At 54.2% G+C, this 26807-nt stretch carries 25 protein-coding genes; 20 read left to right on the plus strand and 5 right to left on the minus strand.

The features are described 5' to 3' along the window. Positions 1-16: 16 nt before the first annotated feature. The 4 genes from MHH28_RS31225 to MHH28_RS31240 all read left to right on the plus strand — a co-directional run bounded on the left by MHH28_RS31225 (position 17) and on the right by MHH28_RS31240 (position 5690). Positions 17-1600: a helix-turn-helix domain-containing protein gene (locus MHH28_RS31225; protein ID WP_405109363.1), complete on the plus strand. Its 1584-nt coding sequence runs from the start codon at positions 17-19 to the stop codon at positions 1598-1600. A 248-nt stretch (positions 1601-1848) separates the two neighbouring features. After that, positions 1849-2895 (plus strand): D-xylose ABC transporter substrate-binding protein, encoded by a 1047-nt coding sequence (gene xylF / locus MHH28_RS31230; RefSeq protein WP_405117352.1) that lies wholly within the window; start codon positions 1849-1851, stop codon positions 2893-2895. A gap of 87 nt (positions 2896-2982) precedes the next feature. Then, positions 2983-4494: a xylose ABC transporter ATP-binding protein gene (locus MHH28_RS31235; protein ID WP_405109366.1), complete on the plus strand. Its 1512-nt coding sequence runs from the start codon at positions 2983-2985 to the stop codon at positions 4492-4494. A gap of 2 nt (positions 4495-4496) precedes the next feature. Further along, a complete protein-coding gene (locus MHH28_RS31240) occupies positions 4497-5690 on the plus strand; it encodes a sugar ABC transporter permease (RefSeq protein ID WP_405109368.1) in 1194 nt (397 codons plus the stop codon). Positions 5691-6382: 692 nt separating this feature from the next. On the opposite strand, the gene MHH28_RS31245 is transcribed toward MHH28_RS31240, so the two are convergent. Then, positions 6383-6769 carry a cupredoxin domain-containing protein gene (locus MHH28_RS31245; protein ID WP_405109371.1) on the minus strand — a complete coding sequence of 129 codons (387 nt, stop codon included), beginning with the start codon at positions 6767-6769 and terminating at the stop codon, positions 6383-6385. Positions 6770-7025: 256 nt separating this feature from the next. On the opposite strand from MHH28_RS31245, the gene MHH28_RS31250 reads away from it, so the two are divergent. Beyond that, entirely contained in the window at positions 7026-8159 is a 1134-nt protein-coding gene (locus MHH28_RS31250; protein ID WP_405109374.1) for a diguanylate cyclase, read from the plus strand. 43 nt (positions 8160-8202) lie between these two features. Here MHH28_RS31250 and MHH28_RS31255 read toward each other — a convergent pair whose 3' ends face one another. Further along, on the minus strand, positions 8203-8550 hold the full coding sequence (locus MHH28_RS31255; protein WP_076083650.1) for a phage holin family protein: 348 nt from the start codon (positions 8548-8550) through the stop codon (positions 8203-8205). Positions 8551-8702: 152 nt separating this feature from the next. Here MHH28_RS31255 and MHH28_RS31260 point away from each other — a divergent pair, with 152 nt between their 5' ends. The 4 genes from MHH28_RS31260 (at position 8703) to MHH28_RS31275 (ending at position 13487) form a co-directional block, all read left to right on the plus strand. Next, positions 8703-11069 (plus strand): endonuclease MutS2, encoded by a 2367-nt coding sequence (locus tag MHH28_RS31260; protein ID WP_405109378.1) that lies wholly within the window; start codon positions 8703-8705, stop codon positions 11067-11069. Between the two features lie 32 nt (positions 11070-11101). Continuing rightward, positions 11102-11521 carry a DUF350 domain-containing protein gene (locus MHH28_RS31265; protein WP_340755540.1) on the plus strand — a complete coding sequence of 140 codons (420 nt, stop codon included), beginning with the start codon at positions 11102-11104 and terminating at the stop codon, positions 11519-11521. A gap of 130 nt (positions 11522-11651) precedes the next feature. Then, positions 11652-12197 carry a hypothetical protein gene (locus MHH28_RS31270; RefSeq protein ID WP_405109382.1) on the plus strand — a complete coding sequence of 182 codons (546 nt, stop codon included), beginning with the start codon at positions 11652-11654 and terminating at the stop codon, positions 12195-12197. An 81-nt stretch (positions 12198-12278) separates the two neighbouring features. Next, positions 12279-13487, plus strand: coding sequence for an MFS transporter (locus tag MHH28_RS31275; RefSeq protein WP_405109385.1), 1209 nt, complete (start codon positions 12279-12281; stop codon positions 13485-13487). Positions 13488-13531: 44 nt separating this feature from the next. Here MHH28_RS31275 and MHH28_RS31280 read toward each other — a convergent pair whose 3' ends face one another. Beyond that, positions 13532-14233 (minus strand): Crp/Fnr family transcriptional regulator, encoded by a 702-nt coding sequence (locus MHH28_RS31280; protein WP_405109387.1) that lies wholly within the window; start codon positions 14231-14233, stop codon positions 13532-13534. 94 nt (positions 14234-14327) lie between these two features. On the opposite strand from MHH28_RS31280, the gene MHH28_RS31285 reads away from it, so the two are divergent. The 3 genes from MHH28_RS31285 (at position 14328) to MHH28_RS31295 (ending at position 16524) form a co-directional block, all read left to right on the plus strand. Beyond that, positions 14328-15005, plus strand: a complete 678-nt coding sequence (locus tag MHH28_RS31285) for a lactate utilization protein (protein ID WP_405109390.1) — start codon at positions 14328-14330, stop codon at positions 15003-15005. Between the two features lie 158 nt (positions 15006-15163). Further along, a complete protein-coding gene (locus MHH28_RS31290; protein WP_405109393.1) occupies positions 15164-15787 on the plus strand; it encodes a DUF4291 domain-containing protein in 624 nt (207 codons plus the stop codon). A gap of 17 nt (positions 15788-15804) precedes the next feature. Continuing rightward, positions 15805-16524: a response regulator gene (locus tag MHH28_RS31295; protein ID WP_405109396.1), complete on the plus strand. Its 720-nt coding sequence runs from the start codon at positions 15805-15807 to the stop codon at positions 16522-16524. 128 nt (positions 16525-16652) lie between these two features. Here the strand turns inward: MHH28_RS31295 and MHH28_RS31300 are convergent, their stop codons facing one another. Continuing rightward, on the minus strand, positions 16653-17111 hold the full coding sequence (locus tag MHH28_RS31300) for a hypothetical protein (RefSeq protein ID WP_405109398.1): 459 nt from the start codon (positions 17109-17111) through the stop codon (positions 16653-16655). 184 nt (positions 17112-17295) lie between these two features. Here MHH28_RS31300 and MHH28_RS31305 point away from each other — a divergent pair, with 184 nt between their 5' ends. The 4 genes from MHH28_RS31305 (at position 17296) to MHH28_RS31320 (ending at position 22604) form a co-directional block, all read left to right on the plus strand. Beyond that, complete coding sequence (locus MHH28_RS31305; protein ID WP_405109401.1) at positions 17296-18726, plus strand: flavocytochrome c; 1431 nt, start codon at positions 17296-17298, stop codon at positions 18724-18726. A 25-nt stretch (positions 18727-18751) separates the two neighbouring features. Continuing rightward, entirely contained in the window at positions 18752-19111 is a 360-nt protein-coding gene (locus MHH28_RS31310; protein WP_405109404.1) for an FMN-binding protein, read from the plus strand. A 195-nt stretch (positions 19112-19306) separates the two neighbouring features. Then, a complete protein-coding gene (gene dcuS / locus MHH28_RS31315; protein WP_405109407.1) occupies positions 19307-20920 on the plus strand; it encodes a DcuS/MalK family sensor histidine kinase in 1614 nt (537 codons plus the stop codon). A 127-nt stretch (positions 20921-21047) separates the two neighbouring features. Further along, positions 21048-22604 (plus strand): flavocytochrome c, encoded by a 1557-nt coding sequence (locus tag MHH28_RS31320; RefSeq protein ID WP_405109410.1) that lies wholly within the window; start codon positions 21048-21050, stop codon positions 22602-22604. 120 nt (positions 22605-22724) lie between these two features. Here the strand turns inward: MHH28_RS31320 and MHH28_RS31325 are convergent, their stop codons facing one another. Then, positions 22725-23963, minus strand: a complete 1239-nt coding sequence (locus tag MHH28_RS31325; RefSeq protein WP_405109413.1) for an NAD(P)/FAD-dependent oxidoreductase — start codon at positions 23961-23963, stop codon at positions 22725-22727. Positions 23964-24152: 189 nt separating this feature from the next. Between MHH28_RS31325 and MHH28_RS31330 the strand changes: the two genes are divergently transcribed. The 4 genes from MHH28_RS31330 to MHH28_RS31345 all read left to right on the plus strand — a co-directional run bounded on the left by MHH28_RS31330 (position 24153) and on the right by MHH28_RS31345 (position 26712). After that, on the plus strand, positions 24153-24386 hold the full coding sequence (locus MHH28_RS31330; protein WP_209991462.1) for a hypothetical protein: 234 nt from the start codon (positions 24153-24155) through the stop codon (positions 24384-24386). A 36-nt stretch (positions 24387-24422) separates the two neighbouring features. After that, positions 24423-24821 carry a spore coat protein gene (locus MHH28_RS31335; RefSeq protein ID WP_076083710.1) on the plus strand — a complete coding sequence of 133 codons (399 nt, stop codon included), beginning with the start codon at positions 24423-24425 and terminating at the stop codon, positions 24819-24821. 168 nt (positions 24822-24989) lie between these two features. After that, positions 24990-25481 carry an Lrp/AsnC family transcriptional regulator gene (locus MHH28_RS31340; protein WP_405109417.1) on the plus strand — a complete coding sequence of 164 codons (492 nt, stop codon included), beginning with the start codon at positions 24990-24992 and terminating at the stop codon, positions 25479-25481. A gap of 13 nt (positions 25482-25494) precedes the next feature. Further along, positions 25495-26712, plus strand: coding sequence for an aminotransferase class I/II-fold pyridoxal phosphate-dependent enzyme (locus MHH28_RS31345; RefSeq protein ID WP_405109420.1), 1218 nt, complete (start codon positions 25495-25497; stop codon positions 26710-26712). Positions 26713-26807: the final 95 nt, after the last annotated feature.

The raw sequence follows: 26807 nt of genomic DNA on the forward strand, positions 1-26807 counted from the left end.
GAAGGGGGAAGCGATAATGATGTACAAGCTGCTGATCGCCGATGATGAAGCACTGGAGCGGGAAGGGCTGGAGCTGATGATCCGGCATCTGATTCCGGACAAGTTCGAATTCCTGCACGCCGGGAACGGCCGGAAGGCGATTCAGCTGGCGGAGGAGCACCGGCCGGATATGATTTTTATGGATATTAAAATGCCCGGTATTCAGGGGCTGGAGGCAGTTCGGCAGATCCGGGAGAAGCTTCCGGCGGCGCAGATTGTGATGATTACAGCCCATGACTACTTCGCGTATGCCAAGGAGGGACTGCTGCTGGGCGTACGTGACTATCTGCTGAAGCCGGCCCGGCGGGAAGAGGTTGCGGAGGTGCTGCGGAAGCTGATGGCGGTCATCGAGGAGGAGCGGCGGCGCAGGAATGAGCAGCTTGAGCTGCAGGAGAAGCTGGCCCATCTGCTGCCGCTGGCCGAGAATGAGCTGACTCTGATGCTGATGCTGGAGCATGTGCAGGATCTGGAGCCGGAGCAGCTGGCCGGGTTGCTGGAGCTGCATTTCAGCAAGGGCTACGCGATGGTCCTGTCATTCCCCCGGCACGGGGAGACGGGCTGGGAGACATTCCGGCAGTCCAAGCGGGAGATCTATGAGGCGGTCAAGCAGTTTGCCAAAACAGGGCTCGGCTGTCTCGCCGGACCGCTGATCGGGCATCAGCTGGCGCTGTTCATTCCCCTGCCGCCGGGGCGGACAGGGTATTCCCAGCGCGTCAGCTCGCTGGACTGGGGAGAGCGGCTCCGCACCTATGCCGGGGAGCGATTCGGTCTGCCGCTTGGCATCGGCATCGGCTCGATCCGCGAGGGCTGGGACGGGCTTAGCCGCTCTTACCGTGAAGCGGTCAGGGTCTGTGCGGATCACCAGGACTCGTTCAGCGTGCATCATTACGATGATATCCTCCAGAGCTCAGGGCAGACGGCGTTCTCTCTGGATGAAGAGAAGAAGCTGCTTACCGCCCTGCTCCAGCGCAGCAAGCAGGAGGCTGCCCAGCGCTTTAGCCTGCTGTATGAATCCTTCGAGCAGGGAGGCGGGCAGCCGCTGTCAGCCGTACGGGGGGAGGTAACCGGCCTGCTGCTGTTCCTGGCCAGAGGCGTTCACTCCAATGCCGGTGCGGAGCTGCTGGCTTCCCTGAACGCAGCGGAAGATCCGCGTTCTCTGCGGTTAAGCGCGGAGTCCTGGCTTGAGCGGCTAATCGATGGCCTGGAGGAGGAACAGGAGCACCAGCGGTCCCACGTGCATCAGCGGGCGCTGCTCTATATCAGCCAGAAGTACAAAGAGGATATCTCGATGGAGCAGACGGCTGAATACGTGAACCTGAGCCCTCATTATTTCAGCAAACTCTTCCGGCAGCATGAGGGAGAGACCTTCATTGACTATGTGACAAAACTGCGGATTAATGAAGCGAAGCGCCTGATCGCTGAGGATCAGCTGAACCTGAAGGAAATCTGCTATGAAGTAGGCTATAAGGACCCGAATTATTTCAGCCGGGTCTTCAAGAAGGCTGCGGGGATGACGCCAAGCGAATTCCGCCAGCAGCAGGAGAAGCCGGGTCCTTGCTGAGCGCAGCAAGGACTTTTTTGTGCTGCCGCCCCGGATTATCCTATGAAAGCCGGGTCGGAGAATTACATTACAGCAGGCAAGACCAAGAATGCGGGTGGAAGGCAAATAAGTGCAGGGAATCGCTGCTCCCGGGACAGTTTTTCCATGCTACACTTTTTTTGTAAGCGCAATCAAATATAAAGCTAACGAAAAGGGGCGTAGCAATAGTGAGAAAATACGGAAGAATAGTTTCCCTCGGGCTGGCGGCGATGGTGCTGGCTGCATCCATGGCGGGCTGCGGTGTGGTCTCAAGCGGTGACAACGAGAAGAAGGAAGCTGCGGGAGCGGCCAAGGACGGGGACAAAATTGTCATCGGCATGTCCATGGATACCTTGAAGGAGGAGCGCTGGCAGAAGGACCGGGATATTTTCACAGCAAAAGTGCAGGAGCTTGGCGGTGAAGTGAAGGTGCTGGCCGCAAACGGGGATGATGCTACCCAGCTAAGCCAGGCGGAGCAGCTGATCTCCCAGGGTGTGGATGTGCTCGTGGTCATTGCCCATAATGCGGAGGCTACGGCTCCCATCGTGGATAAGGCGCATAAAGAAGGCATTAAGGTCATTGCCTATGACCGGCTGATTAACAATTCCGAGGTGGATTATTACATCTCCTTCGATAATGTGCGTGTCGGGGAATTCCAGGCTCAGGCGGTCATCGACAAGGCTCCCAAGGGAAATATCGTCTACATCGGCGGCGCGGATACCGACAACAATGCTCACATGTTCAAGGAAGGCGCGATGAATATTCTGAAGCCGCTGGAGGAGAAAGGCGATATCAAAATCGTCTACGACCAGTTCTCCAAGGACTGGAAGCCTGAAGAAGCGCTGAAGAATATGGAGAATGCGCTGACCGCGAACAATAACGATGTACAGGGTGTGGTAGCTGCGAACGACGGAACAGCGGGCGGCTCGATTCAGGCGCTGACGGCGCAGGGCATGGCGGGCAAAATTCCGGTATCCGGCCAGGATGCTGACCTCGCCGCTGTGCAGCGCATCGCCGAAGGCACGCAGCTGATGACAGTCTACAAGCCGATCAATGCCATTGCCACGAAGGCGGCGGAAATGGCGGTGGCGGCTGCCAAGGGCGAGACCATTTCGACAGATAAGACGGTTAACAACGGTAAAATTGATGTTCCATCGGTGCTGCTTGATCCGCTTGCGGTCAACAAGGATAACCTGGATGTGCTGATCAAGGACGGATTCCACAAGCTGGAGGATGTTTACAAGAACGTTCCGAAGGACCAGTGGCCGAAACAATAAGGGCAGCCTGTACGGCAAGCAGATGCGGCGCCAGTGGCGATCCCGCATCTGCTTGCTGCTTGAAGGACGGAAGGAGGAACGGCAGGCATGGATGTACTTGAAATGGTAGAGATCAGCAAGAGCTTCCCCGGCGTGAAGGCGCTGGACCAAGTGAACTTCAAGGTGAAGCAGGGCGAGATTCACGCCTTATGCGGGGAGAACGGCGCCGGCAAATCCACGCTGATGAAGGTGCTGAGCGGACTGTACCCTGCGGGGACGTATGAAGGTGAAATCCGCATCGGTGGGGAGAAGAAGGCATTCCACAAAATTACCGATGCGGAGCACGCAGGGATTGCTATCATTCACCAGGAGCTTGCGCTTGTGAAGGAGATGACGGTGGGCGAGAACATTTTCCTGGGGGCAGAGCCGGTGAAGCGCGGGGCTATCCAGTGGAATGAGCTATATCATCAGGCTGCGCTGTGGCTGAAGAAGGTGGGGCTGAACCTGTCCCCGGATACGAAGATCGGCAATCTCGGCATCGGCCAGCAGCAGCTTGTGGAGATCGCCAAGGCGCTCTCCAAGCATACCAAGATCCTCATTCTGGATGAACCGACAGCGGCGCTGACCGAGAGCGAGGTGTCCATCCTGATGGGCATTCTGAATCAGCTGCGGCGCGAAGGCGTGACCTGTGTCTATATCTCGCACAAAATGCCCGAGGTGTTCGCGCTGGCCGATTCCATCACCGTGCTGCGGGACGGGAAGACAGTGGCGACTCTGGACCGCCAGGCGACGAACGACGACCAGGTGGTCTCGCTGATGGTTGGCCGTGAGCTGACGGAGCGCTATCCGCGCGTCCCGCATTCACCCGGGGACAAGGTGCTTGAGGTCGCAGATTATAATGTCTGGCACCCGGAGAAGCGTCAGCAGAAGGTGCTCCGGGATATTGGGTTCACGCTCCGTCAAGGCGAGATTCTGGGCATTGCCGGGCTGATGGGGGCCGGACGGACAGAGCTGGTCAGCAGCCTGTTCGGCGCGTATGGCGGAAGAAGTGAGGGCACGGTTCTAATCGAAGGCAAGTCCGTCAAGATCCGTTCCATTGCCGAAGCGATCAAGGCCGGAATTGCCCTGGTCACGGAAGACCGCAAGCGCCAGGGGCTGGTCATGGGGATGGATGTCAAGCGAAATACGACGCTGGCCACACTCGGCAAGGTTTCAAGGCTGGGGGTTATTAATGAGAATGAGGAGATTAAGTGGTCCGAGCAGTACGTGAAGGATCTGAGAACCAAAACAGCTTCGCTGGAGACACTCGTCGGCACTCTCTCCGGGGGCAACCAGCAGAAGGTGGTTATCGGCAAATGGCTGATGAGTGACCCCAAGATTCTGATTATGGACGAACCCACCCGGGGGATCGATGTCGGGGCGAAGTACGAAATCTATAACCTGATGAACAAACTGGTCGAACAGGGAGTAGCTATTATAATGATCTCCTCTGAGCTTCCCGAAGTACTGGGGATGAGTGACCGGATTCTGGTGATGTGCGAAGGACAACTGGTACGGGAATATGACTGGCGCGAGGCAACGCAGGAGAATATTATGCTGGCCGCCACAGGAGGCAGATAGAGATGCAGCTGCAAAAAGAGCTTAAGGAACCGGAAACGGTTCCGGCCGCCGGAGGATCGCGCTTGCGTACCCTGTTCGGCAAAATGGATATGCGTGCTTATACGATGATTGGCGCATTAATTCTGATCTGGGTCCTGTTCGGCGCGCTGAATCCGACCTTCCTGACCTCGCGGAACCTGTCCAATCTGTTCACGCAGATGTCGGTGACCTCTATACTGGCCATTGGCATGGTACTGGTTATCGTGGCGGGCCATATCGATCTGTCCGTCGGCTCCATTGTCGGCTTGACCGGCGGGATGGCGGCGATCCTCAGCAACTGGCTGGAGCTGCCCGCTATCGTGGTCATTCTCGGTACCGTGGCCGCAGGTGCGGTGCTGGGTCTGGTTCAGGGCTGGCTGGTAGCCTACAAAATGATCCCCGCCTTCATCGTCACCCTCGGCGGGATGATGGTATTCCGCGGCGTGCTGATGGGCGTGACCGAATCAATGACCATTCCGGTATCTGATCCGGTGCTGGCGCTGCTCGGCAATGCCTATTTTGCTTCAGGTTTCGGCATCATTCTGGGCGTACTCGCGGTGGCTCTGCTGCTCTATAGCGCGTTCACGAAGCGGCGCTCCCGCAAAAAATACGGATTTACCGTCGCCCCGCTCAGCATGGACATTGCGAAGGTAACAGGATTGTCCCTGCTGGTGGTAGTCTTCGTGGCCTTGATGAACAATTACAAAGGGATTCCGTTCCCGATCATCTTCGTCATTGTGCTGGCGGCTATTTTTTACTTCCTGTCGACCAAGACGACCTTCGGCCGCCATATCTACGCCATCGGCGGCAATATTGAGGCCGCGCGGCTCTCCGGGATCAACATCAAGCGCAAGACGATGCTGGTCTTCATTCTTAGCGGACTGCTAGGCTCCATCGCCGCCATCGTGCTGACCTCCCGCCTGGCCTCGGCGACCATTACCGCAGGCAATATGGCCGAGATGGATGCGATTGCCGCCTGCGTCATCGGCGGAACCTCCCTGATGGGCGGAGCCGGGACAGTCATCGGGGCGATCATCGGGGCACTGGTGATGACCTCGCTTGATAACGGCATGTCGCTGATGGGATTGGAGTCGTTCTGGCAGTATGTGGTCAAAGGCTCAATCCTGGTCATCGCGGTCTGGCTGGATATTTCAGGCCGCAGCAAGGGTGTCAAGTAAGAGAGTTAACATGAATAAGCCGGCAGGGACGATGTCCCGGCCGGTTTATTTGTTGTAGAAGGAAACTATACTATGTGGCTGCGCAAAACCGAACACAATGTGCCAGTGCCATGTGAAAGGGCCGGGTGCAGGCCAAACGAGCCAATGAGGTGCACTAGTGCACCTGAATTCCTCGGATGACGGCCAAACGAGCGAATGAGGCGCACTAGTGCACCTGAATTCCTCAGATGACGGCCAAACGAGCCAATGAGGTGCACTAATACACCTGAATTCCTCGGATGACGGCCAAACGAGCCCATGAGGTGCACTAATACACCTGAATTCCTCGGATGACGGCCAAACGAGCCCATGAGGTGCACTAGTGCACCTGAATTCCTCGAATGACGGCCAAACGAGCCAATAAGGTGCACTAGTACACCTGAATTCCTTGGATGAGGGCCAAACGAGCCAATGAGGCGCACTAGTGCACCTGAATTCCTCAGATGATGGCCAAACGAGCCAATAAGGTGCACTAGTGCACCTGAATTCCTCAGATGAGGGCCAAACGAGCCAATGAGGTGCACTAGTGCACCTGAATTTCTCGGATGAGGGCCAAACGAGCCCATGAGGTGCACTAGTGCACCTGAATTCCTCGGATGAGGGCCAAACGAGCCAATGAGGTGCACTAATACCCCTGAATTCGCGGACACCGCTTACTCCACAATAATCTTGGCGGTCATTCCGCTGTGGCCGGAGCCGCACATGATGGCACAGGTCATCTCGAAGGTTCCGGCTTCCTCGGGCAGCACCACCTGCGAGGAATTCTTGGCATCCAGCCGCAGCTTCATCTCCGGGATCAGTATGCCGTGATTGCCGCTCTCATTTTCGAAGGTGATTTTGACAGGGACGCCCTTCTTCAGATGGTATTCCGTCTGGTCAAAGCTATAATTGGTGGCGGTAATTACGAGTTCTTCTTCCGCCGTCAGATTGCTGCCGGCCGCTGCATTGTTAGCGCTGTCAGAATTGCTGCTGTTATCTCCGCAGGCCGTTAGCAGAAGTGCAAATACGATTGAACAAAGAATAGCCGACTTCCTGATCATATGCATCCTCCTCATCTAATTGGACAGTTGACTCTAGCATAGCCTAAAACGCTCAGGTTGTCTTGATGAATCTCTAGGAAAGTGTATATCCGGCAGCCGTCAACTTGTGTGCAAACTTTGTCGAATTTTGCAAAAACATGATGCAAAATAGTTTAAAATTAATTATAATTAAAGCTCATATAATTAAGGATCATATACTTAAAGTTTCATATTATTCGGCTAGAAGCAGGGGAGACAGATCATCATAGATTACGCATTGCAAAGTGCTGAGAGATGGCACCGGAGAATACTCTACGGATACTGGATGATCGTACTCTGTCTGCTGCTGGCCCAGTTCCTGTATATGCTGTACTCCCGTTCTGCTGAGATGCAGACGATTTTTAGTCCCGGCAAGGGGCATATGTTCATAGTCTGCAACGTGATGATTATCCTGGCTATGGCTTCCGCCGAGGTCTGGCTTCGCCGGTCACCCCGTTATCATAAGCAGGCGGTGGTGACCTGCAGCTTTGTGGTTTCTTATCTGATGTATTTTGTGCTGGAGCCTTATGTTGACGGTGCCCAGATGACACTGATGATGCCCATTATGCTTGCCCTGATCTATTTCGACCAGCGGCTGCTCTACTCGCTCGGGACGTTCAGCACAGTATTCTACGGGGGGATCTACTTCGGGCTTGAACGGCCGCTGCTCGGTAAGCCGCTGCTGGAATTTGTGCTGGTGGAGTGTGTGTATGTCGTCTTTGCGCTGATGGCGCAGGCGGTGATCATTCGTGGCCGCGAGACGCGTGAATATGTGGAGCAGCTCACCAAGTCGGAGCAGGAGCTGATGGTGGAGCGGGCAATTTCGGACAAGCTGCTGAAGATGGATGCCTTAACCGGCCTGTATAATCACAAGACGTTCCATGAATATCTGGATTCGCTGCTGGAGCAGTGTGAGTGCAACGGGCTGAGGCTGCAGCTTGCGCTGTTTGATATCGATAATTTCAAGCAGGTCAATGACAGATGCGGACACTGGGTGGGCGATCTCGTGCTCAAAGAGGTGGCGGCCAAGGTGGGCAGCCTGATCGGGATGAATGACTTCGCGGCAAGGTACGGCGGGGAAGAGTTTGCAGTGATTTTCACGGATAAAAGCTTCCAGGAAGCCTACGCTGCTGTCGAGCAAATGCGGATAAGCATAGCCGCAATGTGCCATCCGTATGCCGGAAACGAGCCCATTACCGTCAGTATCGGACTGTGTCACTACCAGCTTGGATACGGCAAGGAGCTGCTGTTCCGCAAGACGGACGATGCGCTGTATACGGCCAAGCGGGGCGGGAAGAATGCCGTGGTGACCTCTGCGGTCACTTCCAGTGAAGGGCATAAACTTACAGAAAACCCCCAAGCTCCGGTATAAACTTGGAGCTGGGGGTTTCATTGTCTGCACGGGCCTGGCGCCGTTATTTGCCGGCTTCGAACGGAGTGGATACCGGCAGGAAGAGGTCGATGATCCCGATGACCAGTGCTGCAAGCAGGGCACCAAGCACCGAGACACTGACTCCGCTGACGACAAATTGGGCAATCCAGATGACCAGGGCGCTGACCAGGAAGCCGACGATACCGCGGCCGAAGGGCGTTGTTTTTTTGCCGAAAATGCCTTCAACGACCCAGCCGAGCAGTGCGATGACCAGAGCAAGCATGAATGCGCTCCAGAATCCCCCGACTGTGAACTGCGGAACAATCCAGCCGACCACCATCAGAACGATTGCTGCGACTATGAACCGTACTACATGAGCTAAGAATCTCAATGAACTAACCTCCTTTGGCGTTCGCTTAAGGATATGTGCGTTGTTATTGTGGCCCGAAGCCGATTTTCTATGCCCAGAAATCATACCCAAATAGCGAAAATGGGCTAAATTAGGTATAATGGTTCCATCTATGAAGGGAGCTGTGACAGTAATTGGACGACAAAATTTTGCATACGCTTGAATATCGCAAGATTTTAAATAAATTGATGCAGTATACGCAGACGCCGATGGGCCGGCTGACCGCCGAGCTCCTGAAGCCCTCCGGGGATTTTGAAGGGGTGAAGAAGCTCCTGCAGGCAACGGATGAGGCGGTGAATGTCGACCGGTTGAAGGGAATTCCTTCCTTCGGCGGCGTGACCGATATCCGGCCTGCGCTGAAGCGTGCATCAATTGGCGGGATGCTCGGCACGGCGGAGCTCCTTGCGGTAGGCAACACGATTGGCGGGGCCCGCCGGGTGAAGCGGTTCCTGCATGCCATGCATGACGATGAGAGCATTCCTTCCCTCTTCGCGCAGAGTGATCTGCTGTCGGAGCAGAAGCATGTCGAGGATGCTATTCGCATGTGTATTGACGAGAACGCCGATGTCATGGATTCGGCGAGCACGGAGCTTGCCGCCATCCGCCGCGAGCTTCGCGGGGGAGAGACGCGCATCCGCGAGAAGCTGGATTCGATGATCCGCTCGTCTTCGGTCTCGAAGATGCTGCAGGATCAGCTGGTGACGATCCGTGGTGACCGGTTCGTCATTCCGGTCAAGGCGGAGTACCGCGCCCACTTCGGCGGTATTGTACACGACCAGTCGGGCTCAGGGGCCACGCTGTTCATCGAGCCGGAATCCATTGTGGCGATGAACAACAAGCTGCGGGAGACGCGGCTGCGCGAAGAACGCGAGATCGAGATCATCCTGCACCGGCTCACTGCGCTGGTCGGCGATATTGCCGAGGAGATGGCGTATGATATCGACATTCTCGGTGAGCTGGACTTCATCTTCTCCAAGGCGCGTCTTGCACGCGATCTGAAGGCTACCCAGCCGCGGATGAATGACCGCGGATACCTTCGCCTGCGTAAGGGCCGCCATCCGCTTATTCCGGCCGAGCAGGTTGTGCCGCTGGATGTGGAGCTGGGCAATGATTACCGCTCCATCATCGTAACCGGACCGAATACGGGCGGGAAGACCGTGACCCTGAAGACGATCGGCCTGCTCAGCCTGATGGCGATGTCTGGCCTCTTCATTCCGGCCGAGGAAGGCAGCCAGCTGTGTGTCTTCGATGCGATCTATGCCGACATCGGCGATGAGCAGAGCATTGAGCAGAGCCTCAGTACCTTCTCCAGCCATATGACGAATATTATATCCATTCTGAAGCGGATGACACCGAAGAGTCTGATTCTGCTCGATGAGGTCGGGGCGGGTACAGATCCGGCCGAAGGCTCCGCGCTGGCGATAGCTATTCTGGAGAATATCCACCGGACGGAATCCCGGATGGTTGCCACTACTCACTATAGTGAACTGAAGGCATACGCTTATGAACGGGCAGGCGTTATTAATGCCAGTATGGAATTCGATGTGCAGAGCCTGAGTCCTACTTACCGGCTGCTGGTCGGTGTGCCGGGACGAAGCAATGCGTTCGCCATTGCTGAACGCCTCGGGATGCCAAGTGCGATCCTTGAGCATGCGCGCGGTGAAGTGAAGGAAGAGGATATGCGCGTTGAGCATATGATTGCATCCCTTGAGGAGAACCGGCTCACCACAGAGAACGAACGCATACGGGCGGAAGAGATTCGCCGTGAAGCGGAGGAGTTCCGCAAGCGGCAGCAGCAGGAGCTGGAGAAGCTCGAAGGCTCACGCGACAAACGTCTGGAGAAGGCAGAGAAGGATGCCAGCGATCTTCTGGCCAAGGCGCGCAAGGAAGCTGAAGAGATTATCAGTGACCTGCGCCGCCTGGCGCTGGAGGAAGGCGCATCCGTCAAGGAGCATAAGCTGATCGAAGCGCGCCGCCGGCTGGATGAAGCAGAGCCTGCACCGCGTAAGAAGGCTGTGCCGCGCAGCACGGTCAAGGCGCCGCGCAAGATTCAGCCAGGGGATGAAGTTAAGGTAGCGAATGTGAATCAGAAGGGCCTTGTGGTTGAGCTGAGCGGCACTAAGGAAGCCGTTGTACAGTTCGGCATCATGAAGATGAAGGTCAATCTGAGCGATCTGGAATTCCTGGCGTCCGCACCGGATGCACCTCCGCCGGCTCTGCGCCGGGCCACAACGGTCAAGCGCACACGCGATGAGAATGTCCGTAGTGAGCTTGATTTGCGTGGTACGAACCTGGAGGAAGCCATTATGGAGACTGACCGCTTCATTGACGAAGCCTTCCTTGGCAACCTGGGGCAGATCGCCATTATCCACGGTAAGGGGACGGGAGTGCTGCGGACAGGAATCCAGGAATACCTGCGTAAGCATAAGCATGTCAAGAGCTATCGGCTCGGGAATTACAATGAGGGCGGCGCGGGTGTGACAGTGGCTGAACTGGAGTAGCGCCCATAGTCCGGCAGGGAAGAGGGAGAAGTGTGCAGGATAATATTGATCTTTTGCTGGAACATCCGCTGGGGGCGCTGCTGGGCTACTTCACTGTCGCCATATTGGGGCTGGTTGTTTTCCTGTCCTTCTTCGAAATGGTGACGAAATACAACTGCTGGGAAGAAATCCGTAAGGGGAATGTAGCTGTAGCCATGGCAACCGGAGGCAAAATCTTCGGAATCTGCAATATCTTACGCTTCAGCATTGAGGCGGGGGCATCGATTTATGAGACGATGAAATGGTCGCTCGTAGGCTTTTTGCTGCTGCTGCTGGCTTACTTCCTGTTCGAGTTTTTTACCCCGGTCTTTTCAATTGATGAAGAGATTGCCGCAGATAACCGGGCCGTAGGACTTACGGCCATGCTGCTCTCGATATCGTTGTCCTATGTGATCGGCGCGGCCATATTCTGAATTAGGGGGCAGGGAGATGAAGCTGCTGGTTCGGATTCTGTTTTTTTCAGCCCTGGCTTTTATAGCGGCCGGCATTATATATTTAACGGTGAATTGAACCGAATGTGAGTAAGCGAAGGAGATTATACAGATGGAGACAACAGTTTGCCCATGGTGTCATACCGAGATTGTGTGGGATGAAGAGTTTGGACCCGAGGATACCTGTCCTCATTGCAATAACGAGCTTAGCGGATACCGCACAGTAACGATAGGTGCAGAGGATCTTGAGGATGAAGAACCGGATACACAGGAAGCTTCCGGGGAGGAAGAGATCAGCGACGATAATCTGTGGGATGACGACGACAAGGATAGCGTGGTGCCTGTATGGGGGACGCTGACCCAGTTCGGCGACGATTATGACCTGAAGCGTTATGAGGACAAGGTCTCCGCGATTCTGGCTGCCCAGCTGGAAGCGCCGGAATGTCCGCAATGCCATGAGCTGATGCTTCACTCCGGTACACAGCAGGTGGACGGGTTCACCCCGGCAACGCCGGAAGCGCTGGGCGGCGCAGCTGTGCTGAAGGCTCCCTTCGCGCTGAATCTGTACGTCTGTCCATCCTGCTTCCATGTGCAGCATAGCTTGGCGCAGGAAGACCGCATCCAGCTTGTCCGCAATCTCAGCACCTCGGCCGAATAAAGACCGGATTCATGCTTTCCCTGCCGTCTGGACATATTAGTGCTATATGAAGTGTCTTAGGACGAGCAGGGAGGGCTATGCATGAGAGGTTCAGTACGGGGACAGGCGGCGCTGCTGCTGGCTGTAGGCGGGCTGTACCTGCTGGCTACAGTGCTTGCAGGGACGTTCCTCAACGTATATCTGTGGAAAAGCCGGCAGAACTTCGCCATGATCGGCTGGTTCACCGTGGCCCAGCAGCTTGCCGTGGGTCTCAGCTTTTGGCTGGGCGGCAAGTGGGTGAAAGAGCATAACAAAATGAATGCCCTGCGGCTGGGAATTGCCGTATCGGGCTTTTTTTATTTGCTGGTGCTGTGGCTTCGCGAAGAAGCAGTGCATTATATTTGGCCGCTGGGCGGGGTCCTCGGGCTATCCATCGGGCTGTATTGGCTGGCGTTCAATATTGTTTTCTTCGAGATTACGGACGCTACGAACCGCGATTTCTATAACGGGTGGATGGGTCTGCTGGGTTCCCTGACGGGAATAGCCGGACCCTGGGTGTCCGGCTGGATGATCTCCCGCTGGCAAGGCGGACAAGGCTACCGTATGGTATTCATATTGTCTTTATGTATCTATGGGGTGGCTGCTGTGCTAAGCTTCTGGCTGCGCAAACGGCCGCGCGGCGAAGCCTATCTCTGGCTGGAGCCCTGGCGCGAGCTTACCCGCAGGCGCAGTCCTTGGCGGCCAGTTACGGCGGCGCTAGTGTTCCAGGGTATCCGGGAAGGCGTATTCTCCTTCCTGATCGGTCTGCTCGTCTACATTGCAGCACAGGAGGAGAGCAAGCTGGGACAGTTCGCCCTGCTGACCTCCGCCGTCTCCCTGATCAGCTATTATGCGGCCGGTAGATGGTTCAAGCCCCGTGCCCGGCTCGGCGGCATGCTGGCAGGCAGTCTGCTTCTCATCGCCTTCCTTCTTCCACTGCTGTGGAAGGTGAACTTTACGACCCTCCTAATCATGGGAATCGGGACCTCACTCTGCCTGCCGCTCTACATGCTGCCGATGCTGTCCACCAGCTTCGACCTCATGGGAGTGTCCGAGGAGAGCGCCGGCAAACGCGTGGAATTGGTAGTGCTAAGGGAGCTTAGCCTGATGAGCGGCCGGCTCCTCGGTCTGCTGATCTTCATCGCCGTGCTGTCACTGGACCAATCTCCGCAGACCATTACGCTGCTTATGCTGCTGCTGGGCGCAGCACCGCTGGGGAGTTGGGTGGTGGTGCGGGGGATGCTGGGTTTAAATCCGCACAAACCTTCATAACGACTAACCCACATAAGCGAAGACCACTTCAAACCTGCTTGCCGTTAGTCAAAATCCTTTTCCACTGCTTCTTGCAACAGCCTAAATTCATTCCTATAAAACTCAATCAAGCCGTCCCGCTTCATCCATGCCAGCTCTCTGGATAGGGCGCTGCGGTCTACGTCCAGATACTCGGCCATGGCTTCCCGGTCAAAGGGAATTGTAAAAGCTTCGGTTCCAGCTTCACGCCTAACTCTTGTTAAGTAAGTTAAAACCTTATCCCGAATAGTCGGCATAATCAGACAATCATTCCGGTCATGCAGTTCTAACGCACGTTCGGCGATACTATCGAAAAGATTGCCAAGTAATTGTTCGTGTGCCATACCTAACTTTGTGCAAGAGCTCAGTATGTTTTGGATCGGAATAAACAGAACTTCAAGCGGTTCTATGGCCTGTACTGACATCGGGCATCTTCTTCCACGGCTGGCTGCTGTTAGAACAGCGGTATATCCACCCGGATAATGGAGGGATACAATAATTTGTTTTCCTTTTACGTTCAATTTCGTACTTTGAGCGATACCCTGCAATATGATGCCGACATCATCAACGAAATCGCCCTCGCGGACCACCATCTCATCTTTTGCATATTCTTTCTGTGTGGCTGACAGACATTCAAGTATTTGGGGAATATCATCTGGAGCAATCCCTGAAAATAAACGTGATTGACAGAGGGACTCTAAGTTATTCTGAGCGGCTTCGCGTTGCATGTGCAACATCCTTTTTCTTTTTACTATACTATATTAATTATACATACACACGAAACTTAGCCACCCTGTCTAACGTCAGAACGGAGGAAGAACCATGCAAGCGAAAGAAGATTCAATCAAAGCGAGGAACCGGCTGTTAGCCACCAAGGTTATTAAAAATCTGCAAAGCAGAAAATTTGAAGCATATTACTGTGATAACGCCATTGAAGCTGCAGAAAAGGCACTATCCTTAATTCCGGAACAATCTTCGGTATCTTGGGGCGGGTCAGTCACGCTGGAGGAAATCGGGCTGCTTGATCGGGTACGTCAAGGCAGCAATACCATCATTGACCGTGATACAGCGCAAACGATGGAGGAACGTTATGACCTCATGCGACAATCTCTTTTGTGCGACACCTATTTAACCAGCTTCAACGCCGTTAGCGAAGATGGGATACTGATCAATATCGACTGTGTGGGTAACCGGGCGGCAGCGATTACTTTTGGACCGAAAAGTGTGGTTGCTGTCATTGGGATGAATAAGGTCTGCAAGTCCGCTGAAGACGCAGTGATCAGAGCCAGAACCTATGCCGCCCCCATTAACGCAAATCGTTGCTCGAATTCGTCTAGCCCATTTCTACATTCGCCGCAAAAAACGCCTTGCCTGGTCAATGGTGGTTGCGCAGATTGTAAATCAGAGGATTGCATCTGTTCTTACATCGTCGAAACCAGAATGTGTAAAACAGCGGGGAGAATAAAGGTTATCCTTGTGGGCGAATCATTGGGATTTTGAATAAGGATTAATAGCGGCTTTAGGGTAGGAGAATCTCATCTATCCCAAGCCGCTTTTCATATTAGGTAGGAAATATGTTCTAAAGTTAGACTGATTAGCAGACTCAGAATATACTGGAAAGAGCAGCATTAGAAAAAAATTCGGAGGCAACTATTCAAATGACAACTGCGCGAAAACAACTGGAACGGACGATAGATGCAGAAGACAGAATAATCATGGCCCAGTACAATAAGCAAACGGTCAGAGTCTACCAAGCATATAATCATAAAATTGCAGATGAGGTAGTAGAGCTTGGACAATTCGGGCCTTCGTTTAAAATAGATAGAATGACTTGGATCAAGCCTTCTTTTTTGTGGATGATGTACCGGTCAGGGTGGGCGACCAAAACGGATCAGGAGCGGATATTGGCGATTGATATCACCAGAGAGGGCTTCAATCATATTTTGTCACAGGTAGTTCTGTCCTCTTATGATCGTGACCTGTATGCCTCCCGAAAGGAATGGCAGACAAAATTAAAGGCTTCTCAAGTGAGATGCCAATGGGACCCCGATAGAGATATCTATGGGAACAAATTGCCGCGAAGAGCCATTCAGTTAGGTCTCAGGGGCGATATGGTGCACCATTATATTCACAAATGGATGGTTGAAATCCATGACATAACAGATTACGTCGCCGAAACCAGAGGAGCAATGAGAGCGGGGAAGTTCAGCACGGATCTATTGCCGAAGGAGAGCCCGTATCCTGTGGAGGATGCTATTAAACGAACCTTAGGAATTATTTAGTAAGACAAGGAGAACCCATGAACATTAGAGTATTAATCGTAGAGGATGACCCGATGGTGGCGAAGTTTAACCGGCATTATCTGGAGCAGGTTGCGGGCTTTGAGTATGCGGGCTGGGCGGCTACAGGGGATGAGGCGATGACTATGCTGGAGAAGGAGCAGGTAGATCTGGTGCTGCTGGATATTTATATGCCGCGTGTCAGCGGGCTGCAGCTGCTCTCTGCTCTGCGGGAGCAAGGGAGCAAGGTAGATATCATTGTGATCTCCGCTGCCAGTGACAATGCCAGCATCCGCAAGGCGCTGCAGAACGGGGCCGTGGATTATTTGATCAAGCCGTTCGAATTCGCCCGGTTTCAGGCGGCCTTGTCGGCGTATCGTGAAGATTATAAGCTGATGCACAAGGAGCATCTCAGCCAGGAGCAGCTGGATAAGCTGCTGCGGCATTCGCTCGGGATGGAAGAGGAGAAGTCCGCTGCCCTGCCGCTGCCTAAGGGACTTGCCGAAGGCACACTGGAGAGCATCTGGAGCACGATTAACCGGCTGGAGAGCCCGGTGTTCTCCACGGAGGATATCAGCAGCCATGCGCCCATCTCGCGGATCTCGGTCCGCAAATATCTGGCTTTTCTGACGGAGGCAGGTATTCTGGAGATGGAGCTTAGCTACGGTGCGGTAGGCAGGCCGGTGTATATGTATAAGGTGAGGCCTGAAGGGCATGAACTTATCCGTAAATATCTATGAGCGTTCTCTATTAAATAAAACGGAGTCACGGTTGTCCCAAGGCTGCCCCAGGCGTTCCATGACTCCATGTAGCCGTCACAATAGCTGCGAAGGTTATTAAGCTATGCCATACATAAGCGTGCGCAGCATCACTCGAAGGCCTGCTGCAGCGCCAGCGGACTGAACTCGTTAATGATTTTGTAGGCTACCAGGTGCGGGTTGTTCATGTCATTGTCGTAGATAATCATGTGATGCTTGCCCTTCAAAATAATGTCGAACCGCTGCTTCCGGTCGGCCTGGACGATGGTAATGTAATAGCTGTACTTGTTGTCTGTGCTCACATTGCGGGCGGATTTCATCAGGCGGACACCGGAGAAATCATCGTAGATCCGCTTAATCGCTTCCGGCTCGGTGAGCACAATATCCTTCTGTTCACCGGGAACAGAAGACAGGCGGGTAATTTCCAGAGCGGCGATATCTTCCAGACGGATGGTTCGGGCAACTACTCGTTTAAATGAAGTATAGCGGCTTGCGGTGTAGCTCATCAGGGAGACACCGGCTACAGCCAGAACAGCACCGGCCAGCCAATATTTTTCGCTTTTTTCCATAGTTTCTGCTCCTCCTAGTGATACGGTTGTATAAGCTCCAATTATAAATCTATAACCACATTCAAGCAAATTCACTACCTTTATTTACTTTATCATTTCTTTAATTACTAAATATTCTAGTCGGGGCTCCTTCAGGTTATGATGATTGTGAAAATATGCACAATAACAATTGGAGGAGAACAGAATGAACAGAAAGAGATGGGGAAGCCTGCTGGGCAAGGGGTTACTGCTGGCAAGTCTGGTGGTATTGCCTGCATGTAACAGCACCAAAGGGGAGTCAACGGACATCGTAATTATCGGCGGCGGCGGCGCGGGAATGACTGCTGCGATTGAAGCGCATAATCAGGGAGCCAAGGTGATACTGATCGAAAAAATGCCGATGCTTGGAGGCAACACCGTCCGTGCGGAAGGCGGACTGAATGCGGCAGGAACGCCGTATCAGGCAGCGGCTGGCATCAAAGACAGTCCGGAGCTGCATTTCGAGGATACGATGAAGGGCGGCAAGAACCTTAACAACCCGGAGCTGGTCAGAACGCTTACGAACGGTGCAGCGGCTTCGGTGGAGTGGCTGAAGGAGAATGGAGCCGAGCTGTCTGAAGTGGGACGCGCAGGCGGGGCAAGCGTGAACCGGATTCACCGTCCGAAAGGCGGCGAGGCGGCCGGGAATTTCATCGTCGTTGCGCTGAAGAAGAAGCTGCAGGATGAGAAGATTGACGTAAGAATGCAGACGACAGCTAAAGAGATCGTCAAGAATAAGGACGGCGTGGTTACCGGAGTGAAGGTGACGGATAAGGATGGTAAGGAGTACACGATCAGTGCCAATTCCGTTATCCTGGCGGCCGGCGGTTTTGGAGCCAATATGGATATGATCAAGGGGTACCAGCCGAAGCTGGAAGGGTTCTCCACTACTAACCACCCTGGCGCAACCGGCGATGGTACGACGATGGCAGAGAAGATCGGTGCCAAGCTGGTAGACATGAAGGAGATTCAGATTCACCCGACCACCATTCCGAATCAAGGTGTGCTGATCACGGAAGGAGTACGCGGAGACGGTGCGATTCTGGTCAATAGCGAAGGCAAGCGGTTCACGAATGAGCTGCTGACCCGCGATGTCGTGTCCCAGAATATTCTGGCCCAGTCCGGCAAAGTAGCTTACCTGATCTTCAATGATGAGCTGCGTGCGAACCTGAAGGCAACCGAGGTTTATTTTGGAATGGATCTGGTCAAAGAAGCGGCAACTCCTGAAGAATTGGCGGCACAGATCGGTGTAGACGGCAAAGCACTGGCGGATACACTGACTACGTATAATGGCTTCGTTGCTTCCGGTAAGGATACAGAGTTTGAACGGCCGGATCTTGAGCTGTCTTTTGACAAGGGTAAATATTATGCAATTCAGGTAACACCCGGAATCCACCATACCATGGGCGGAGTAGCGATTAACACTCAGGCACAGGTGCTGGATACCAAGGATCAGGTCATTGCCGGACTGTATGCTGCGGGCGAAGTAACCGGCGGGGTTCACGGCGCGAACCGTCTGGGCGGGAATGCACTGGCAGACATCACTACGTTCGGGCGGATTGCAGCAGATGAAGCTGTGAAGGCACTTAAGAAATAGGAACTTTCAGAAGGAGGAATTACTCATGCGTAAGTGGACAAAAACCTTGCTGTTCTCTGCCCTCGCGGCTGCAACAGTATTAACGGCGGGTTGCTCTTCCTCTTCCGGCAAGTATGTGGACGGGACATATGATGGTACGGGCAAAGGGGTCAAGAGTGATATTAAAGTGGCGGTAGAAATCAAGGATGAGAAGATCGGCGCCATTACCGTAGAGGAGCACAAGGAGACGCAGGCGATGATCGATGCGGCTGTGGAGAATACCATTCCTGAAATTATTGAAAAGCAAACCACAGAAGGCGTTGACGCCCTCTCCGGTGCTTCCGGCTCCAGCGGCGGGATTATTGAAGCGGTGACCCAGGCGCTGGAACAGGCCAAGAAGCAGTAAGCTATCATCCAATTGCTTATACAAGAGTTGCGACAAGTTCATTCCGGCAAGCCCAGCCCTCCTGTCTCCGGCAGAACGGCTGGGCTTGCCGCGTTGTTCTATCCCCTATCGGATCCATGGGAGCAGCTTTACAAATTCAAGTTCAACCCATATAGTTCGAATGGTATAGGAGCTTGAAGGGAGGTCTTCACGCCGGTGGCCAGGAAAAAAAGCTACAGTCTGCGCACAATGGTTGCCGTTATGGTGTCTACCGTTGTGCTGCTGGTACTGCTGATTTTATATTTTATTTTCCGCAATCAGATTATTCCGCAGACCCGGCAGGCGCTGGAGGATAAGGCGATTACGATTGCCCGCACCATCGCCCTGATTCCGCTGGTCTCTGAGGGACTCAGCGAGGGCAACAGCAAGGAAATCCAGGACTACACCTCAAGGATCGCCCGCCGCAATGATATTATGTTCGTCGTAGTGACCGATATGAAGGGGATCCGCTATTCCCATCCGGATGCCTCGCTGGTCGGGCTGCCCTTTGAGGGAGGCAAGCAGGAAGCCTCCCTGCGCGGGGAGGAGAGCATCTCCGAAGGAGCGGGACCGCTGGGCAGATCCCTGCGCGGCTTCGTTCCGGTCTATAACAACCGGGGGCATCAGGTGGGTGTGGTCATTGCCGGTCTGTCCCTGGAGCGGGTGCAGCGGCTGGTTCTGCAGAATGAGTGGACGATTATTGCGATTCTGGTCTCGGGAGCCTTGCTTGGAGCGGGAGGAGCCTTCATTCTGGCGGCCCGGATCAAGCGGATGGTATTCGGCATGGAGCCGGAGGATATCTCCAAGCTGCTCCAGGAGCGCAGTGCGATGCTGGAATCCACACGTGAGGGAATTATTGCTGTAGACCAGCAGGCGCGGATTACCATTCTTAATATGGAAGCACAGCGGCTCCTGAAGGCAGCGGGAATTGGCGGGAGCGCGATGAACCGGCAGATTGCCGAATATTGGCCGGAGCTGGGTCTGGAGCGGGTATTGGATGAGGGAGAGGGAATACAGGACCGGGAGCTGGAGCTGGGAGACAGCTCTCTATTGGTGAACAGCCTGCCGGTCCGGGTGAACGGGAACATCGTCGGCGCGATTGCCACCTTCCGGGATGAGACCGAGCTGGCTGTGCTGGCGGAGAAGCTGTCGGGGATCTCGGTCTATGCCGAAGCGCTGCGCTCCGGTGCCCATGAGTTCATGAACAAGCTGCATGTCATTATGGGTATGACCCATATGGGCCTGTATGATGAGCTGCAGCAATATATTCTGGGAACGGTAAGCAATTACCAGAAGGAGATCGGGTCGATCACGAGACAAATTAAGGATCCGGTGATGGCCGGATTTCTGCTGGGGAAGCTGAGCCGGGCGCGCGAAGCCGGGATAGAGCTGCTGCTGGCCGGAGACAGTTATCTGCCGGAGCCTCGGGACCCGCAGGTGATTCATGAGCTTATTACGATTGCCGGCAATCTGCTGGATAATGCGCTGGAGGCGCTGGGGGAGCTCCGTGAGCAACCCGTGAAGCGGGTGGAGCTTGCTTTTCTATATGAAGAGGGGCGGCTGCTATGCGAGGTCAGCGACAACGGTCCGGGAATTCCGGCGGGCCTGAAGGAGAAGATCTTCATTCAGGGTTACTCCTCCAAGGGGGAACAGCGGGGAATCGGTCTGTATCTGGTGCGCAAAAGCGTGGATAAATTGCAGGGCCATCTTCAGCTGGCCGCAGGCAGCGGACCGGGAGCGCATTTTATCGTGGATGTGCCTTATGAGGTGAAGGAGGAAGAGGGTGTGTGAACAGTTAAGGTCCACATGCCCGCTTACTTTAGTTACAAAACTCTTTAATAATTTACGGAAGGTTCCACAAACCGCTTCTTTGGCGCTATGATAATTGTGAAAATATGCACAAGGGGGCACAACTCACATGAATAAGAGATTAACAGCGGCGCTTATCCTCATTCTCTCCGTGATGCTGGTGATTGCAGGCTGCGGAAACAACAATGCGGGCAACAGCAAGAATGAGAGCAAGGAAGCGGGCAGCGCGGCCACAGAGCCGGCAGCAACCACTGCACCTGCAGAGAAGACAGAGGCCGTATCGAGGGCATCCGAAGCGAGCTATACTCCGTACGATCAGAAAGATAAATATGATATCGTCATCGTCGGCGCGGGCGGTGCGGGAATGTCTGCTGCGCTGGAAGCCAAAGCGGCCGGCATGAACCCGGTTATCTTAGAGAAAATGCCGGTAGCCGGCGGCAATACCACTAAGTCCTCTTCAGGGATGAATGCATCGCAGACCAAGTTCCAGAAGGAGCAGGGCATCGAAGACAGCAACGAACTGTTCTATGAAGAGACCCTTAAGGGCGGACATGATACGAACAATAAGGAGCTGCTGCACTTCTTCGTGGATCAATCCGCAGGTGCCATTGACTGGCTCGATTCGATCGGAATCCGCTTGAACAATATTACGATTACCGGCGGAATGAAGGAGAAGCGCACTCACCGTCCAGAGGACGGCTCGGCCGTCGGACAATATCTTGTGGCAGGACTCGTCCGCAACGTGCAGGAGCAGGGAATTCCGCTGTTCGTTAACGCGGATGTGAAGGAGCTTACGGTGCAGAACGGTAAGGTGAACGGCGTGAAGGTGCTGTTCAACCAGGCCGATGAGAAAACCATCAGCGCAGCAGCAGTTATTGTAACCACCGGCGGTTTCGGTGCCAATAAAGAGCTGATTGCCAAGGTTCGCCCGGATCTGCAAGGACTGGTAACGACCAACCAGATTGGTAGCACCGGTGACGGTATCACCATGATTGAGAAGGTCGGAGGAACCACAGTCGATATGGATCAGATTCAGGTTCACCCGACCGTACAGCAGGAGAAATCCTACCTGATCGGTGAAGCGGTCCGGGGCGAAGGAGCTATTCTTGTATCTGCTGAAGGCAAGCGCTTCGGCAATGAGATGGATACTCGTGACAAGGTGACGGCTTCCATTAATACACTTCCTGAGAAATCCGCTTATCTCGTGTTCGACGCCGGAGTGAAATCCCGTGTCAAGGCGGTAGATCAATACATCAAGATGGGTGTGGTCAAGACCGCAGATACCATCGAGGCACTGGCGGAGCAGATGAAGGTTCCAGCAGCAGCACTTAAGACTACTGTGGATACATGGAACAGTGCGGTAAAAGGAAAGTCGGATGCCGAGTTCGGCAGAGCTACCGGCATGGATAATGATCTGTCCGGCGCTCCGTATTATGCGATTCAGATCGGTCCTGGGATTCATTATACGATGGGCGGAGTGGTGATCAACACCAACACAGAAGTCCTGAACAAAGAGGGCAAAGCGATTACGGGCCTGTTCGCGGCAGGAGAAGTGGTCGGCGGGCTGCACGGCGAGAACCGCATCGGCGGCAACTCGGTAGCCGAGATTATTATCTTCGGACGCCAGGCTGGAATCAAGTCGGCTGAATTTGTCAAAGCGCAATAAGCTATTATTCCATATTGTTGTCATGTAAAAGGGATGCTCCGCAGCCGTCAGGCTATGCGGGCATCCCTTTCTGTGTTGCAACTCTCTCTGATGCAGCCGCCTCCCTGAACCAGCAGCCCTTTAAGTCTGTATCGCAGGGGAGGGCGCAGGCTTCGCCGAACGGGTCAGCGAGAACAGCTCCAGCTCCGGGCGGCTTTTGCCGGACAGTGTATCTGCAAGCAGCTCGGCGGCGATCATGCTGTAGACCGTGCCGTTGCCGCCATAGCCTTCAATGAAATAGCAATGCGGGTATTCCGGGTGCGGGCCCATATAAGGCAATCCGTCACGGGTGGATCCGAAGACCGCCCCCCAGGAATATTCAGCCTTGATGCCTTGCAGCTCCGGGAACAGAGCCGCAACCTCCTCGGCCAGACGCTCACATTGGGAGAGGACCCGGACCTCACGCCGCTCCACGCTGGTAAGCTGCTCATCCTTGCCCCCGGCAATAATGCGTCCGTCCGGGGTGGTCCGGAAGTACAAATAAGGCCGTGCCGTTTCCCAGAGCAGGCTCTGCTCATGCCATTTCAGCAGATGGGGCAGAGGCTCGGTCATGATCGCATAGGTGTTGATCAGCTCCGCTCCCCGGTCCTTCTTCATCTCCTGGGTCTCATACCCCATAGCAAAGACAACCTTCTTCGCAAAGATCCGGCCCTGTCCGGTATGACAGATTACCCCGTCTGCATTGTACTCATAATGAAGAGCTTCGGTATGCTCATAGACCCGGACTCCGCCGGAGTGCGCTTTATGAATCAGGCTGTGAACGGTGCGAAGCGGATTGGCCTCCGCATCTCCTTTGGAATACAGCGCACCTGGCTTGGAGAAGGCATAATGGGCGCGGATCTCCTCCTCCTCCCAGAATTCTGAATCGAAGCCGTGCTTCACCAGATTCTCATTCTCCAGCTTCAGCATAGCCACATCTTCCGGAACACTGGCATATAGCAGACTACTGCGTTCTATAATTTGCGGATCGATATCCAGCTTGCCGGGCAGCTCCAGAATCGCCCGCATGGCCTGCTGGCAGAGCCTGTAGAACAGCACGCCGTTCTCTTCCCCGAAGGTATTCATACAGGCAGTCAATGACTTGTCATTGGCGATTTGCAGCAGGCCGGTATTGGCGTGGGAGCTGCCGGTGCCGATGGTTCTTTTATCAATAAGGACGGTATCTGCCCCGCTGAGGGACATGCGGTAGGACATCATTGCTCCGCCCATCCCGCCGCCGATAATGAGACAGTCGCAGGTAATGTCTTCCGCAAGTACCGGATACCCCGGAGGCTCAGGCAGTGTGTGTTCCCAGGGCAGTTGCCCGCTGACGAGTTTCATAGCTATGGGTCGCTCCTTTGTGTCATTCAGAGTAGTATTATTTGCACTGTTGAAGAGTCTCATGCGTCAAGACCTTAAGGATTATTCATCAAGTGTGAGCTTGCTTAATGTACCTTCCGGCACATAAAGAGCCTTCCCCGGAAGCATACTAAGGAACGCTTGAACAACCAGAAGGAGGGACTACCGAACATGCAATCTAACCAAATGCAGGCACTTAGCGGAAAAGAATTGGAATACATCACCGATTCCATTTCCAATGAGGATTTGCTGATTAAGCAGCTCGCGGCTACAGCCGGAACCACTCAGAACTCGGCCGTGCAGGGGATCTGCATCCAGCAGATTCAGAGTCATACCCATCATATGGATATGCTGGTCCAGCTGCTCCATCAGCATCAGCAGTACGCACCATCGCAGCCGCAATAACAGGGATAACCCACAAATTCTAAAGGAGGTTTTACTGTGTACGCACAGAATGGAACGCCGTTTATGGCGGATGAAGATTTACTCTACACGATTTTGGCCGATCTGAAGCGGACAGTCCGCGAGTACACCACAGCAGCTACAGAATCGAATTGTCCCGCCGTCAGACGGGTATTCAATGATTTGACGATGGATACCCTCAGAATTCAGGGGGAATTGTACATGAAGATGTCGCAAATGAACATGTACACCGTTCCGGGTAAAGCGCTGCGCCAGGATGTGGACAAACAGATCCAGAGTGCCCAGCAGACCCAGCAGAAGCTGCAGCAGTTCGTGCGTGAGAAAACAGGCGGGGCAGGAGCCTATAACCAGGCTTCGAATGTTCAGCAGCACCAGCCGAACGTCCAGCAGCATCATAACGGTTCCTATTATATGTAACCCTGGCGATGGCCCTGTGAAGCATTAGAGCGCTTCCCCGGCCATGCAGGAGAAAATACAAAGGGAATGAAGTCATACAGCCCCGCCTCGGCGGGGTTATTTTGTTTGCAGAACGGTAGTTTTCATGTCATATTAATACTAAACTCTTTTTTGCAGGAGGCCCTGAGAATGAATGAATTGAAGAGGAAAGTGCTGGAACTACTCAAGGAGGACGCGCGAAGCTCAACCGCATTAATGGCGACCCTGCTTGGTGCGGAGGAAGAAGATGTCAAGACCGTGATTGCCCAGATGGAGCAGGACCATGTCATTGTGAAATATGCGACGGTTGTCAATTGGGATAAAGTCGATGATGAACGGGTGACGGCGCTGATCGAGGTGCAGATTACTCCGGAGCGGGGCCGCGGCTTCGAGGGCATAGCCGAACGGATCTATCTGTATCCGCAGGTTAAATCCGTCTATCTGATGTCAGGTGCTTACGATCTGCTGGTGGAAGTGGAGGGCCGCAACCTGCGGGAGGTCGCTAATTTTGTCTCCGAGAAGCTGTCACCCATTGACGCTGTGCTCTCGACCAAGACCAACTTTACGCTCAAAAAATACAAACAGGACGGTATCATCTTTGAAGAGCATGAGGAAGACAACCGTCTGATGATATCTCCGTGAAGGATGTAATGTCATGATTATAAATAACGCTCAGCACACAGGAGATAAAGGCAAGTCGATGAACTCTTATTTGGCCCCGCTGGTCCAGCAGATTCAGCCTTCGGGCATCCGCAAGTTTTTTGATCTGGCGGCAGGCAGCAAGGATATTATCTCGCTTGGTGTCGGCGAGCCTGATTTCAAGACGCCCTGGCATGTCAGGGAAGCCTGCGTCTATTCGCTGGAACGCGGATTTACCGGCTACACTTCCAATGCCGGGATGCCCGAGCTGCGCGAGGGCATTGCCCAGTACTTAGAGACCCGCTTTGCAGTCAAGTATGATCCTGCGGACCAGATTATCGCTACAGTCGGCGGCAGCGAGGCTATTGATTTGGCCCTGCGTGCTCTGATCTCCCCGGGAGATGAGATTCTGATTCCTGAGCCTTGTTATATCTCTTATTCTCCGATTACGGCCATCGGCGGCGGTATTCCGGTCGGCATTGAGACCTTCGGGAAGAATAACTTCAAGCTGACGGCCGAGGATCTGGAGGCCAAGATTACCCCGCGCTCCAAGATTCTGATTCTCTGCTACCCAAGCAATCCGACCGGCGCCATCATGAGCCGTGAGGATTGGGAGCCGATTGCCAAGGTGGTGGAGAAGCATGATCTTATCGTCATCTCGGATGAGATCTATGCCGAGCTGACTTACGGAAGCAATCATGTCAGCTTCGCTTCGCTGCCGGGCATGCTGGACCGGACGATCCTGGTCAGCGGCTTCTCCAAGGCCTTCGCCATGACCGGCTGGCGGATGGGCTATGCCTGCGGCCACCCGGACCTGATCTCCGCCATGCTGAAGATTCACCAATATACTGTCATGTGCGCGCCGTCGATGGGCCAGGTGGCTGCGCTGGAGGCACTTACCAACGGAATGGAAGAGAAGGACCGCATGACAGACTCGTATAACCAGCGCCGCCGGCTGATTGTCAAAGGACTGCGGGAGGCGGGACTTGAGTGTCATGAGCCGCAGGGTGCCTTCTATGCATTCCCGAGTATCCAGGCCACCGGCCTGACCTCCGACCAGTTCGCCCAGCGTCTGCTGCTTGAATATAAGGTCGCCGCCGTTCCGGGAAGTGTCTTCGGTCTGGGTGGAGAAGGCTATCTGCGCTGCTCCTATGCCACCTCGGTGGCCCAGTTGAATGAAGCGGTGGAGCGAATTGGGGCATTTGTCTCACAGCTGGCCCGGGAAGGGGCCTAACCAGGCTGCACAAAGAAGTATATCGAACTATAGCCGATCACCTTCTAATATGGTATTATTTTACTCTAAGGACAAGAAACACCTGTAATACACTT

The sequence above is a fragment of the Paenibacillus sp. FSL K6-1217 genome (assembly GCF_045040735.1).
Classification (GTDB): domain Bacteria; phylum Bacillota; class Bacilli; order Paenibacillales; family Paenibacillaceae; genus Paenibacillus_AQ.

Excerpts from the sequence above, each read along its gene's own strand:
- MHH28_RS31280 (WP_405109387.1), bottom strand. The coding sequence starts at position 14,233 with ATGCAACGCGAAGCCGCTCAGAATAACTTAGAGTCCCTCTGTCAATCA.
- MHH28_RS31295 (WP_405109396.1), top strand. The coding sequence starts at position 15,805 with ATGAACATTAGAGTATTAATCGTAGAGGATGACCCGATGGTGGCGAAG.
- MHH28_RS31245 (WP_405109371.1), bottom strand. The coding sequence starts at position 6,769 with ATGATCAGGAAGTCGGCTATTCTTTGTTCAATCGTATTTGCACTTCTG.
- MHH28_RS31325 (WP_405109413.1), bottom strand. The coding sequence starts at position 23,963 with ATGAAACTCGTCAGCGGGCAACTGCCCTGGGAACACACACTGCCTGAG.
- MHH28_RS31300 (WP_405109398.1), bottom strand. The coding sequence starts at position 17,111 with ATGGAAAAAAGCGAAAAATATTGGCTGGCCGGTGCTGTTCTGGCTGTA.
- MHH28_RS31330 (WP_209991462.1), top strand. The coding sequence starts at position 24,153 with ATGCAATCTAACCAAATGCAGGCACTTAGCGGAAAAGAATTGGAATAC.
- MHH28_RS31320 (WP_405109410.1), top strand. The coding sequence starts at position 21,048 with ATGAATAAGAGATTAACAGCGGCGCTTATCCTCATTCTCTCCGTGATG.
- MHH28_RS31310 (WP_405109404.1), top strand. The coding sequence starts at position 18,752 with ATGCGTAAGTGGACAAAAACCTTGCTGTTCTCTGCCCTCGCGGCTGCA.
- MHH28_RS31305 (WP_405109401.1), top strand. The coding sequence starts at position 17,296 with ATGAACAGAAAGAGATGGGGAAGCCTGCTGGGCAAGGGGTTACTGCTG.
- MHH28_RS31285 (WP_405109390.1), top strand. The coding sequence starts at position 14,328 with ATGCAAGCGAAAGAAGATTCAATCAAAGCGAGGAACCGGCTGTTAGCC.
- MHH28_RS31275 (WP_405109385.1), top strand. The coding sequence starts at position 12,279 with ATGAGAGGTTCAGTACGGGGACAGGCGGCGCTGCTGCTGGCTGTAGGC.
- MHH28_RS31225 (WP_405109363.1), top strand. The coding sequence starts at position 17 with ATGATGTACAAGCTGCTGATCGCCGATGATGAAGCACTGGAGCGGGAA.
- MHH28_RS31340 (WP_405109417.1), top strand. The coding sequence starts at position 24,990 with ATGAATGAATTGAAGAGGAAAGTGCTGGAACTACTCAAGGAGGACGCG.
- xylF (WP_405117352.1), top strand. The coding sequence starts at position 1,849 with ATGGTGCTGGCTGCATCCATGGCGGGCTGCGGTGTGGTCTCAAGCGGT.
- MHH28_RS31235 (WP_405109366.1), top strand. The coding sequence starts at position 2,983 with ATGGATGTACTTGAAATGGTAGAGATCAGCAAGAGCTTCCCCGGCGTG.
- MHH28_RS31345 (WP_405109420.1), top strand. The coding sequence starts at position 25,495 with ATGATTATAAATAACGCTCAGCACACAGGAGATAAAGGCAAGTCGATG.
- MHH28_RS31240 (WP_405109368.1), top strand. The coding sequence starts at position 4,497 with ATGCAGCTGCAAAAAGAGCTTAAGGAACCGGAAACGGTTCCGGCCGCC.
- MHH28_RS31290 (WP_405109393.1), top strand. The coding sequence starts at position 15,164 with ATGACAACTGCGCGAAAACAACTGGAACGGACGATAGATGCAGAAGAC.
- MHH28_RS31270 (WP_405109382.1), top strand. The coding sequence starts at position 11,652 with ATGGAGACAACAGTTTGCCCATGGTGTCATACCGAGATTGTGTGGGAT.